Source organism: Myxococcus sp. AM010 (assembly GCF_013372585.1).
Taxonomy (GTDB): domain Bacteria; phylum Myxococcota; class Myxococcia; order Myxococcales; family Myxococcaceae; genus Myxococcus; species Myxococcus vastator.
This window is the reverse complement of the sequence record NZ_JABXEO010000016.1, coordinates 84570-96931: the sequence shown is the minus strand read 5'-3', so window position 1 is coordinate 96931 and position 12362 is coordinate 84570. Positions and strand designations below refer to the sequence as shown.

Below are 12362 nucleotides of genomic sequence, written 5' to 3'. Positions count from 1 at the left end.
ATGTGGCCACGCAACCGAGGCATGACGCTGCTGGAGGTGATGGTCGTGGTGGCCCTGGTCGGCCTCTTCACCACCCTCTCCGTATCCAGCTTCCAGGGCATGACGGAGCGCCAGCGACTGGGCGCCGCGCAGCGCGAGCTGGTGCTGATGATGCAGGAGGCCCGTCAGAAAGCACGCGCGACCCACCAGCCCGTGCGGCTGGGCACTCGCGTCACGGATGAGCAGGGCGTCCAGGTGACGCGCATGCGCTGGGAGGCGCTGGCATGCAGTGACGCATGGGGCACGGTGTGTCCCATGCCCGCGTGCCAGGATAACGCCTGCGGCGTGGGCGGCTGCGAGTGCCCGGAGCTGGGGCCGGACCTGGTCGTCCCGCCGAAGCTCGACGTGGACCTGCTGGTGGGCCTGTGCTGGCGGGGCAACCCCGGCGTCGGCGCGCCCGTCGTGGCCCCGCCGGCGCCTGGCGGACGGGTGTGCGAGCAGGACGCCCCGCTGCCCACGACGGAGCGGCTCGTCCTCCTGCGCAACGGCGGGACGCTCGAAGCGCCGGACTGGAGACCGGAGCTGGTGTTCCAGGCGGATGGTTTGACGGCGGCCGTACGCCCCCTGGATTGTGACAAGCACGCCTCCACCCCAGGCTGCCAGTAGACACCGCCGCCGCCGTCGCGCGTGCGACCAGGCGGCTTCGGCGTATGCTCAGGGGCCCTCACCCCCGCGCAGATTGACGCACTGGTGGGACACATCCGCACCATGAAGGCGCCCGCGGCCCCTTGAATTTCCATTCGAAGCCGCGCGTCATCCCCCTCAAGAGAAACGGAGCCCCCCCATGAAGAACCTCACCGTCGCCGTCGTCTTCTGCCTCTCCATGGCCAGCCTGTTCGCCTCCCTGCGCGCGGACGCGCTCTCCTCGGTGCACATCGAGAAGGGATTGTCCCCGGCACCGTCGCTGTCCCTCCGCCCGGATGACGGCAAGGGCGGCGGTGACGACAAGGGCGACAAGGGCGGCGGTGAGGAGGACGAGGAGGAGTACCGCAAGCGCCGGTACGCCGGCCTGTCCCAGCAGGCCGCGATGGAGCTGGTGGACCCGGGCTCGCTGACGGACGTCCTCCGCCTGCAGGCCGCCGTGAGGTTCGGCCAGCGCTAGCAGGCCACGGGCCGGGCCTCAGGCACTCTTGCCTGGCGCCCCCCCCAGCGGCCGGGTGACGCGCGGCAGCGTCACGGAGAAGCAGGTCCCCGTGTCCGACGACGACGCCACGTCCAGCCAGCCTCCGTGCGCGGTCACGATTTGCGACACGATGTAGAGCCCCAACCCCAGGCCCTGGTGCTTCGGCTTCGGCTGCCCCGGTTCGAGGGGCACCCCGTGGAACGGCGAGAAGAGCCGCGGGCGCAACGACTCGGGGATGGGCGGCCCCCCGTTGTGGACCTCCACGCGCTGGAAGAACGGGTCCTTCGCCGCCAGCCGCACCCGCACCGGGCTCCCCTCCGGACTGTGTTGAAGCGCGTTGCCCAGCAGGTTCGACAGCACCTGCCCCAGGCGCTCCTCGTCCCAGACGCCGCGTGATTCGCCGTCCACCTCCAGGCAGACACCGCACTCCGGATGCGCGGGCTCCAGCTCGGAGATGATGCGCCGGCACACGTCCTCCATGGACACCTCGTGGGGACGCAGCGGGATGCCGCCGGCCATGCGGGCGCGCGTGAAGTCGAGCAACTGTTTCACCAGCCGCGCCATCCGCTCGGCGCTGCCGTCGATGCGGGCCACCACGCGCCGGATCTCCGGGGGCAGCGTGTCCCGGGCCAGGAGGGCCGCGGAGGACAGCCGCACCGCGGCCAGCGGGTTGCCCAAATCATGGCCCAACACGCCAATGAAGCGCTCCTGGAAGCGCGCCTCCTCCTCGCGCTCCAGCTCCTGGCGGCGCCGCGCGGTGACGTCCCGGCAGATGGCGAACAGGCCGTACACGGTGCCATCACCGCGGCGAAGCACGCCCTTCGTCGTGTGCCAGATGCGGTCCGTCCCCGGGCCGCCCTCCGCCCCTTCGTACGTGGCCGTCTGTCCGGAGTTCATCACCTCACGGTCGTGCGCCAGCGTCGGCGCGGCCCGCTCGGCGCCCAGCAACTCCGCGTCCGTGCGGCCAAGGATTTCTCGCGGGGCCCGGTGGAAGGCGCTCGCGGTGGCGGGATTGATGAGGATGTAGCGGCCCGACACGTCCTTCACGTAGATGGCGTCGGTGGCGCTCTGGATGACGGCGTGCAGGAGGTCATGGTCGCGCCGCAGGGCTTCTTCCGCGGCCATGCGCTCGGTGAGGTCCTCCAGGAAGAGCACCACGCCGTCGTCACACGGTGACACGCGCGCCTGGAGCCACACGGTGCCCATGGGCGACTGCCGGGACACCCGCGCGACCTCTGGCGCGCGGCGTGTCACCGCGCGGACACATGCACTGAAGAGGCCGCTGTCCCACGCCCACGGCGCCTCTTCCAGCAGCCGGTGGTGCACCAGGCGGCCCTCTTCCCCGCCGAGCCAGCGCTCCGCCTGCACGTTGGCGGAGACACACTCGAAGTCGACGATGCCGCCGACCTCGGAGCGCACGCTCCGCAAGACGGCCACCGCCTCGGAAAGAGGTTCGTCCCCTTCGGTGCCCAGGCACCTGTTGATTCCACGGCCAGATGACATGTCGGCGTGGCCCCCGATGCTGCCGTTGTGAGCCACCCTAACCCCGCAGCTGGGGGCGGGGCCAACCGGTCCCCGGGGTGGCTGAACAGTGCCCGAGCTAACCAGAGCTTCCGATTTCTCCTGTTTCGCTCGACACCTGCGGCGCTCCATCGTTGACCTGACAGGGTGAGACTTCTAATTACCCTGCGGCCCTCAGGGTCCACTCATGGACACTCCCTTCAAACAGACGCAGGACGGCGGCGCGGCGGGTGACCCCTTCGCCCAGGTGGTTGACGGACTTCGGGCGGGACAGCGCGTCCGGACGCAGGGGCTCAAGGGGGCCGCGCGCGGGCATGTGCTCGCCCGCCTGCATGGCGCGCTGAAAGCGCCGCTCGTCTGCGTGGCGGTGGACGAGGAAGCCGCCGACGCGCTCGCGGCCGACCTGTCCTTCTTCCTGGGCGGCCAGGGCAGCCTGCTGGCGCCGCGCGTGCTGCGGCTGCCCGCGGACGAGGTGCTGCCCTACGACGAGGTGTCTCCCGACGCGGCGGCCGTCACGGAGCGGCTGGGCGCCCTCTTCCACCTGGGCCAGGGCACGCGCTTCCCCGCGCTGGTGCTGTCGGTGCGCGCGCTGCACCGCAGGGTGCTGCCGCTGTCGGTGATGCGCGCGCTGGCCGCGCGGGTGGCCGTGGGTCAGGACTTCGACCGTGACTCGCTGGCGCGCCGGCTGGTGCACATGGGCTACCAGAACAGCCCCTTGGTGGAGGACGTGGGCACGTTCAGCGTGCGCGGCGACCTGCTGGATGTCTTCAGCCCCCTCTACGACAAGCCCGTCCGCCTGGAGTTCTTCGGCGACACCATCGAGTCCATCCGCGCCTTCGACCCGCAGTCCCAGCGCACGGTGGACGCGCTGAAGGAAGTGGACCTGGTCCCCGCGCGCGAGGTGCTGCTCACCGACGAGACGCGCCCGCGCGCCGAGTCCGCCGCCCGCGCGGTGGCCGACCGCATCAACCTGCCCACCATCAAGCTGCGCGAGCAGCTGGACGCCCTGCGCGAGGGCCTGCCCGGCTTCGGCATGGAGGGCCTGCTGCCCGGCTTCTTCGAGGGCGGGCTGTCCACGGTGTTCGACTTCCTGCGCGACTGGAGCCCCGAGGCGCCCGTCCTCTACCTGGACGACCCGCTGGGCCAGGAGCGCGCGGCGGACACGCTGTGGGAGGAGCTGGAGCGCTCGCATAGCGCGGCCGAGGCCCGGCAGGAGCTCATCTGCCCGCCCCTGGAGCACTTCCTCTCCCGTGAGGACGTGAATCAGCGGATGCAGCCCTTCCGCGTGCTGGAGGGCGGTGGCCTGTCGCTGGCGCAGACGGAGCGCCCGCCGGTGCACTTCAGCTTCGGCGGCACCCAGGACCTGCGCGAGGCCATCCTGGCGCACCACGGCGAAGAGGGCGCGCTGTCCCCGCTGGTGGAGCGGCTGGAGCGCTGGCGCGAGCTGCGCGTGGCCTGCGTGGTGGCGTGCGGCACGCTGAGCCAGGCGGACCGGCTGAAGCGGCTGCTGATGGACCGCAACGTGGTGGTGAAGGTCCACACGGAGCCGCTGGAGGACGCGGTGGCGCTGTACGAGCCGTCCATCCGCGCGCACCTCTTCACGGGCGAGGTGAGCCACGGCTTCGTGGATGGGCCGGGCGGGCTCGCGGTGCTGGCGGACGAGGAGATTTTCGGCGTGCGCGCGCGCCGGCGTCCCCGGCGCAGCAAGAAGCTGGACGCGTTCGGCTCCGGCTTCGGGGACCTGAAGGAAGGCGACCTCATCGTCCATACCGACTTCGGCATTGGCCGCTATGCCGGCCTGACGAAGATGGAGGTCAACGGCGTGCCCGGGGACTTCCTCGTCCTGGAGTACGCGGGCCGGGACAAAATCTACCTGCCGGTGGGCCGCATGCGGCTCATCCAGAAGTTCTCCGGCGGCGACCCCACGCAGGTGCAGCTGGACAAGCTGGGCACCACGAGCTGGGAGAAGACGAAGAAGCGCGTCAAGGAGCAGCTGCTCAAGATGGCGGCGGAGCTCCTCCAGATTGCCGCCGCGCGCAAGGCGCACCCCGGCCATGCCTTCAGCGCGCCGGACCGGTACTTCGCCCAGTTCGAAGCGGACTTCGAGTTCGAGGAGACGCCAGACCAGGCCAAGGCGATTGAAGACGTGCTGACGGACATGCAGAAGCCGGAGCCCATGGACCGGCTCGTCTGCGGCGACGTGGGCTACGGCAAGACGGAGGTGGCCATGCGGGCGGCCTTCAAGGCCGCGCTGGACCGCAAGCAGGTGGCGGTGCTGGTGCCCACCACCGTGCTGGCGCAGCAGCACTACCTGTCCTTCAAGAAGCGCTTCGCGGACTACCCCGTCACGGTGGAGGTCATCTCCGGGATGAAGAAGGCGCCGGAGGTGCGGGAGGTCCTCAAGCGCGCCAAGGAGGGCAAGGTCGACATCCTCATCGGCACGCACAAGCTGCTGGGCGGCGAGGTGGCCTTCAAGGAGCTGGGCCTGATGATTGTCGACGAGGAGCAGCGCTTCGGCGTGAAGCAGAAGGAGTCGCTGAAGAAGTGGCGCTCCCAGATTGACGTGCTGACGCTGACGGCCACGCCCATCCCCCGCACGCTGCACATGAGCATGTCGGGCGTGCGTGACATGAGCATCATCGCCACGCCGCCGCAGGACCGCCGGGCCATCCGCACCTTCGTGATGAAGCACGAGGACACGGTGGTGAAGGAGGCGATTGAGCGCGAGGTGGCGCGCGGCGGACAGGTGTTCTTCGTCCACAACCGCGTGGAGTCCCTGCCCTCCATCGAGACGCAGCTGCGCGCGCTGGTCCCCCAGGTCAGCATCGGCGTGGCGCACGGGCAGATGGGCGAGGGGCAGTTGGAGAAGGTGATGCTCGCCTTCACGGAGAAGAAGTACCAGGTGCTGCTGTGCACCAGCATCATCGAGAGCGGCATCGACATCTCCAGCGCCAACACGATGATTGTGAACCGGGCGGACCAGTTCGGCCTGGCGCAGCTCTACCAGCTCCGTGGCCGCGTGGGCCGCTCCAAGGAGCGCGCGTATGCGTACCTGCTGGTGCCGTCGCGGCGCGCGGTGACGAAGGACGCGCAGCGGCGCCTGGAGGTGCTCCAGAACTTCACCGAGCTGGGCGCGGGCTTCTCCATCGCCAGCCACGATTTGGAGATTCGCGGCGCGGGCAACCTGCTGGGCGACAAGCAGTCGGGCGCCATCGCCGAGATTGGCTTCGACATGTACGCGCAGCTGCTGGAGGAAGCCGTCGCGGAGATGCAGGGCCAGCCACCCAAGCTGCAAATCGAGCCGGACGTCACGCTGCCCATGCCGGCGCTCATCCCGGACGACTACGTCAGCGACGTCCACCAGCGGCTCGTCTTCTACAAGCGCTTCAGCCAGGCCAGCCACCCGGACGAAGTCACGGACCTGCGCGCGGAGCTGGTGGACCGGTACGGCGAGGCCCCGGACGAGGTGGACCACCTGTCCGAGCTGACGCTGCTGAAAATCGACATGCGCGACCTGCGCCTGCGCGGGCTGGAGGTGGGCACCACCCGGCTGGTGGTGACGCTGGGCGCGGACGCGCTGCTGGATGGCCCCAAGGTGGCGGGGCTGGTGCAGCGCTCCAAGGGCGTCTACCGCCTCACGCCGGACATGAAGCTCATCGCCCGCGCGCCGCAGGGCGCCAGTGGCCACGACCTCATCACCGAGGCCAAGAAGGTGCTGAGGGATTTGGGCCACTGCGCGCTGCCGCAGGCATAGGCCTCTCGAAATCCTCGTGGCCCAGGCCGTCACCTGCCGCGGCATCACCGCCGCGGCGGGCAAGCCGCACAGGCGCCGCGCACCGTGGCGCCTGCGCTCGCGGCCTCAGCGCCCGCCGCAGAAGTGGGCCACGGCGCGCGCCAGGACGGCCTCGCAGCGCACCAGGTCTTCCACGGGCACGTATTCGCCCGTCTGGTGCGCCACGCGGATGTCGCCGGGGCCGAACACCACCGCCTCCGCGCCCAGCTCCGTCATCTGCGGCGCCTCCGTCCCGAAGGACACCGTCTCCGGCGCGTTGCCGCTGACCTCCGCGAGGAAGCGCACCACCTCCGCGTCCGCCCGCGTATTCACGCCCCGGTCCGTGCGCACCACGCGAATCTCGGCCTCGAAGGCGGGCTCATCCCGCACCAGCTCCTGGCGGATGGTCTCCAGCAGCTGCGACACGCGCTCCGGCGGCTGCCCGGGAATGGGCCGCCACTCCACGACGAAGCGGCAGGCGCCGGGGATGACGTTCTTTGCCTTTCCACCCTGGATGACGCCCACGTTGACGGTGGTGAAGGGTGGCTGGAAGCCTTCATCGACGTCCTCGCGCAGCACCGTCAGCGCCAGGTGCTCCAGGCGCTGGAGGAAGCGGCCCGCGCGGAAGATGGCCGACGCGCCCGAGTCCGGATACGCGCTGTGCCCTTCCTTCCCCCGCACCTCCACCTCCGCCAGGCAGTAGCCCTTGTTGGCGCGCACCGGGATGAGGCGCGTGGGCTCGCCGACAATCGCGTGACGCGCGCGGCCCAGTCCCGCCTCCACCAGCTTCTTCGCGCCCGTCAGGCCGACTTCCTCGTCCGCGGTGAGGACCACCATCAGCGGGGCCTTCAGCTGCTCGGCGTTCAGCGCCGCGTGCAGCGCGCAGGCGATGAAGCCCTTGGTGTCACACGCGCCGCGCCCGTAGAGCCGTCCGTCCTTCTCCGTCAACCGCAGCGCGTCCGTCCAGGCGGCGTCGTACGGCACGCAGTCGGAGTGCCCCACCAGGGCCAGCGCGGCGCGGCCGGAGCCGCCCTTCACCGCGACGAGGTTCACCTTCTCCACACCCGCGTCGTCCAGGAACTTCTGGCGCTCCGCGCTGAAGCCCGCGGCCTCCAGGCGCGCCTGCGCGTAGTCGATGAGCGGAACGTTGGGACGGAAGGACGTGGTGTCCATCGCCACCAACTCCGCCAGGGTGGCCCGCAGCGCGGGCAGCGTGTCACTCATGGGTAAGACCTCCAGGGGACGGTCATGCCACGGCACGCCAGCCCCCGGAAGGCCCTTCCCTCCCCGCGTGTCCGCTCAGCGAACGGACGCCACCTGAGGCGCGGCCTCCTCCAGCGGAAACGCCGAGTTATCCCCAGCCCCAGGCCGTCCCAGGCCCTTGTGCACCGCGGGCGCCGCCGCGTTCACCGCACCCACGTAGAAGACGCCGTGGTAGCCGTCATCGTTCGTTCCGCCCCACGTGTGCACGAAGAAGCGGTCGCCGTTGTCCCGCCCCTTCGCGTCACGCACGCCGCAATCCAGCCGGTCCTTCGCGCCCTTGCTGTCCACCGCGCAAATCCACGCCGAGCCGCTGGCGTAGGCCATGTCCAGCGCCACCACGCTGTCGAGCGCGTCCTTCAAGAGCAGCCCCATGGGCCTGAAGGACGTGTCCCAGGGCAGCCCTTTCTTCGTGCGCGTGTGGATGTTGCCGGACAGGACGATGTGGAAGCGCTTGGAACCCGACTCCACGTGGTGCTGGACCGTCGCCGCCATCGCATCCTCCCTCGCCTGTCCCTGCATCGTCGGGTGGTCGAAGACGAAGGCGTCCACGTCCAGACCGCGCGAGCGGAGCTGACGCAGCTGCTCCAGCATGTTCGCCATCGCCTCGCTGCTGCGGCCGTCCGGGTACGGGCTGCGCCAGAATGGGGCCTCCATCAGCTTCAGCCAGTCATCCTCCGCCCCCGCGCTCTCCAGGAACGCCTCCACGCGCGTCTGGCTCTCCAGCGGCAGCTCCAGCCCCACCGTCACTGGCATGCCGGCCACCGCCGCCTGGCACGACGCCTGCGCGACGAAGCGCGGCACCTCCTGCGTGCCATGCATCTCCCCCAGCAGCAGCGCCCCGCCCGGCTTCACCTGCTTGCCCAGCCCCAGAATCGGCAGGCCACACTCGAAGGCCATCGCATCCGCGGCGCCCGTGGTGTTGGGCGCCTGCGCCACCTTCACCGGCTGGGGCGCGTTCTCCTCCTTCATCAGATTGGGGGAGATGGAGCGGAACACCCGCCACTCCATGACGAGGTCTCGCGACCCCTGCCCCGAGCCCGCGAAGAAGGAGTTCTCTCCCTGGGGCGCGTCCATGCGGTCCTCCCAATCCTCCACGCTGAGCATGGGGTCGGAGGAGACAGCACCTGAGCCCGCGTTGACGTCTCCGGCGCGATCCCCATTGCCCATCTGCCCCCCCACGACACGGCTGGGGCCCCAATCCACCTCACGGCCCGGAGGGCTCAGCGCGGTGCTGGAGCTCTTGGTGATGCGGATGACCCACAGCTTGCTCTTTGTCGGCGTCTCGCGCTTTCCCAGCACCATGTACCGGTGCCAGAAGCTCGAAATCCTCGAACCGCCGAACTCCTGGCGCCAGTCCGTCTCCAGCACCCGGCTCCCCTTGTCCTCCTTGAAGGGCAGATTGTTCTCCGTGAAGAACCGCCGCACCTCCGGCCAGACCTCTTCCAGGGGCCGCTCGTAGATGGCCTCGCCATCTGGGATGAACAAGTCACTGTAGGTGCTCCCCTGCCGGGTCGCGCAGCCCACCTGGAAGCACATCAACGTCACCACCGCGAACCACTTCGCGCGCATCGGCCCCTCCGGGAATGAACTCCGGGAGGGTGAACGCGCCGCACCTCAGTGCCATATCGGCGGAGAACTGCCGCTCAAGCGTACAGCGCGCGAGACAACACCTGGAACGCGCGGCCGCTCTCCTCCGCGAGCGCATGCCGGCCTTCACGGACGACCTCGCGTCCGCCCACCACCACGTCGCGCACCGCCGCCTTCTCCGCGCCCAATACGACCGCGGGCAGCAGCGATGCCGGCAGGGCGCCCACGAGCGACGGATGGTGCAGGTCCACTGTGAAGAAGTCCGCGGGCGCGCCCTCCTCCAGCACGCCGGTGGCGAGCCCCAGGCTCCGCGCACCGTCCACGGTGGCCATGCCCAGCAGCCGCGCCGCCAGTCCATCCATGGCGCCGCCGCCCGGGTCCAGCACGGCGCGCCGCAGCCGCGTCAGCCGCAGGTGCCCTTCCAACTGCCGAGCCTCGTCCAGCAGGTCCACCGTGGCCTGACTGTCCGAGCCCAGGCTGATGCGCGCGCCCGCCTTCACCAGCGCATCCGCGGGCACGATGCCGTCTCCCAGGTTCCGCTCCGTGGAGGGACACGCGCACACCGTGGCCTCAGCCCGCCCCAGCAGCGACACCTCTTCGTCCGTCAGGTGGACGCCGTGCACCGCCGTGAAGCCGGGCCCCAGCAGGCCCAGGTCCGCCAGCAACTCCACGGGCCTGCGGCCATGCTCCGCCAGACAGGCCTCGATTTCCTTTGGCTGCTCCGCCACGTGCATGTGGACGGGCAGGCGCCGCACGGACGAGCCCGCGAGCGCCGCCAGCCACTCCCGCGTCACGGCGCGCACGCTGTGCGGCGCGAGCCCCACGCTGACCGCCGCGTCGGAGCGCACCTCGCGGGCAAGCGCCTCGACCGAGCCGAGGAACGTCTCCACGTCCGGGTCGATGAAGCGGCGCTGCCGTGGATTCGCCGCCACGCCGAAGCCCGCCCGGGCGTACCCCACGCGCAGCAGGCAGATGCGCAGCCCCACGTCCCGCGCGGCGCGAATCACCGCGTGCGCCAGCGCGTTGCGGTCCGCATACGGCGTCCCATCGGCTTGATAGTGGACGTAGTGGAACTCCCCCACGGTGGTGATGCCCGCGAGCGCCATCTCCACGAAGGCCTGTCGCGACGCGACGTAGAGGTCCTCGGGGCTCAGCGACTCGGCGGCGCGGTACATCGCCTCGCGCCAGCTCCAGAAGTCGTCCGCCTCCCGGCCCGAGGCCACGTACTCCGTGCGCCCGCGGATGAGCCGCTGGAACGCGTGGGAGTGTCCGTTGACGAGCCCCGGCAGCAAGGCCCTTCCCGGCAGCGCGACGGTGCGCGCGCCCACGGGCACGGAGTCCGGGGCCAGGACGCGGCCGTCGGCACTCACCGCGAGGCCGCGCCCTTCGAGGAACCGGCCGCCCGTGTAGAGGAGCTCCGGCTGATAGACGGTGATGTCGCTCACGCCGGCAACTTACGCCAGCGCCACGTGGCGCGCAGCAGCCGCCGCGCGCCCCGTGGAATGCCAGACGTCAGTGTGACGCGAGCGTCGGAGTCCGGTCTTCCGTCGGAGCACCGGAGTTGTCGCCCGCGCCCGGCCGTCCCAGCCCCTTGTGCACCGCGGGCGCGGACGCGCTCACCGGCCCCACGTAGAAGACGCCGTGGTAGCCGTCATCGTTCGTTCCGCCCCAGGTGTGCAGGAAGAAGCGGTCGCCGTTGTCACGGCCCTTCGCCTCGCGGATGCCGCAGTCCAGCCGGTCCTTCACGCCCTTGCTGTCCACCGCGCAAATCCACGCCGACCCGCTGTTGTACGCCATGTCCAGCGCCACCACGCTGTCGAGTTCGTCCTTCAAGAGCAGCCCCATGGGTCTGAAGGACTTGTCCCACGGCAGGCCCTTCGCCGTGCGCGAGTGGATGTTGCCCGACAGGATGACGTGGAAGCGTCCCGGGCCCGACTCCACCTGGTGCCGGACCGTGGCCGCCATCGCGTCCTCGCGCGCCTGCCCCTGGGACTTCGGGTGGTCGAAGACGAAGATGTCCACGTCCAGCCCACGCGAGCGCAGCTGGCGCAGCTGCTCCAGCATGTTCGCCACCGCCTCGCTGCTGCGGCCATCCGGGTACGGGCTGCGCCAGAACGGCGCCTCCATCAGCTTCAGCCAGTCATCCTCCGTCCCCGCGCTCTCCAGGAAGGCGTCCACCCGCGTCTGACTCTCCAGCGGCAGCTCCAGCCCCACCGTCACTGGCGTGCCAGCCACCGCCGTCTGGCAGGACGCCTGCGCGATGAAGCGCGGCACCTCCTGCGTGCCGTGCAGCTCTCCCAGCAGCAGCACCGCGCCCGGCCTCACCTGCTTGCCCAGGCCCAGAATCGGCAGGCCGCATTCGAAGTCCGTGGCCGCCGCGCCCCCCTGCGCGTTGGGCGCCATCGCCACCTTCACCGGCTTGGGCGCATTCTCCTCCTTCATCAGCGTGGGGGAGATGGCGCGGAACACCCGCCACTCCATGACGAGGTCCCGCGAGCCCTGCCCCGACTCCGCGAAGAAGGAGTTCTCCCCCACCGGCGCGTCCAGGTACTCCTCGAAGTCTTCAGCGGAGAGCCCCGGAACCGCGGCATCGCCCGCGTTGCCGCCGATGGCCCGGGACATGCCCCAGTCCAGCTCGCGCCCCGGGGGCGCCAACGCCTTGTTGCGGCTCTTGGTGATGCGAATGATCCACAGCTTGCTCTGGGTAGGGGACTCGCGCTTGCCCATCACCATGTAGCGGTGGAAGAAGCCGGACACCTTCGAGCCGCCGAACTCCTGGCGCCAGTCCGTCTCCAGCACCATGCTGCCCCGGTCCTCGCGGAAGGGCAGCCTGGCCTCCGTGAAGTACTTGCGAACCTCCGGCCACATCTCCTCCACAGGCCGTTCGTAGATGGCTTCCCCGTCCGGGATGAAGAGGTCGCTATAGGTGCCGGACTGATGGGCACAGCCCGTCAACAGGCCCGCCAACACAACCGCCGCGTAGAACACCGAGCGCATTTTTCCCGTCTCCTCGTCAAGCCCCAGCGGGAGCGTAAACGAGGACCAGGCCCCGGCATA

At 70.3% G+C, this 12362-nt stretch carries 8 protein-coding genes; 3 read left to right on the top strand and 5 right to left on the bottom strand.

The annotated features are described in order from the left end of the window. Positions 1-645 (top strand): Tfp pilus assembly protein FimT/FimU, encoded by a 645-nt coding sequence (locus tag HV826_RS11180; RefSeq protein WP_176416994.1) that lies wholly within the window; start codon positions 1-3, stop codon positions 643-645. Positions 646-823: 178 nt separating this feature from the next. Continuing rightward, the gene (locus HV826_RS11175; RefSeq protein ID WP_176416993.1) at positions 824-1141 is read left to right on the top strand and encodes a hypothetical protein; all 318 of its coding nucleotides are present in this window, start codon (positions 824-826) and stop codon (positions 1139-1141) included. Between the two features lie 18 nt (positions 1142-1159). Here the strand turns inward: HV826_RS11175 and HV826_RS11170 are convergent, their stop codons facing one another. Then, on the bottom strand, positions 1160-2599 hold the full coding sequence (locus tag HV826_RS11170; protein ID WP_176416992.1) for a PAS domain-containing sensor histidine kinase: 1440 nt from the start codon (positions 2597-2599) through the stop codon (positions 1160-1162). 271 nt (positions 2600-2870) lie between these two features. On the opposite strand from HV826_RS11170, the gene mfd reads away from it, so the two are divergent. Next, on the top strand, positions 2871-6437 hold the full coding sequence (gene mfd, locus HV826_RS11165) for a transcription-repair coupling factor (RefSeq protein WP_176416991.1): 3567 nt from the start codon (positions 2871-2873) through the stop codon (positions 6435-6437). Positions 6438-6542: 105 nt separating this feature from the next. Here mfd and argE read toward each other — a convergent pair whose 3' ends face one another. The 4 genes from argE to HV826_RS11145 form a co-directional block, all read right to left on the bottom strand. Continuing rightward, positions 6543-7679, bottom strand: a complete 1137-nt coding sequence (argE, locus tag HV826_RS11160) for an acetylornithine deacetylase (protein WP_176416990.1) — start codon at positions 7677-7679, stop codon at positions 6543-6545. Between the two features lie 75 nt (positions 7680-7754). Beyond that, on the bottom strand, positions 7755-9287 hold the full coding sequence (locus HV826_RS11155; RefSeq protein WP_176416989.1) for a hypothetical protein: 1533 nt from the start codon (positions 9285-9287) through the stop codon (positions 7755-7757). Positions 9288-9361: 74 nt separating this feature from the next. Further along, positions 9362-10750 (bottom strand): formimidoylglutamate deiminase, encoded by a 1389-nt coding sequence (gene hutF / locus HV826_RS11150; protein WP_176416988.1) that lies wholly within the window; start codon positions 10748-10750, stop codon positions 9362-9364. A 67-nt stretch (positions 10751-10817) separates the two neighbouring features. After that, the gene (locus tag HV826_RS11145; RefSeq protein ID WP_176416987.1) at positions 10818-12302 is read right to left on the bottom strand and encodes a hypothetical protein; all 1485 of its coding nucleotides are present in this window, start codon (positions 12300-12302) and stop codon (positions 10818-10820) included. Between the last annotated feature and the right edge of the window lie 60 nt (positions 12303-12362).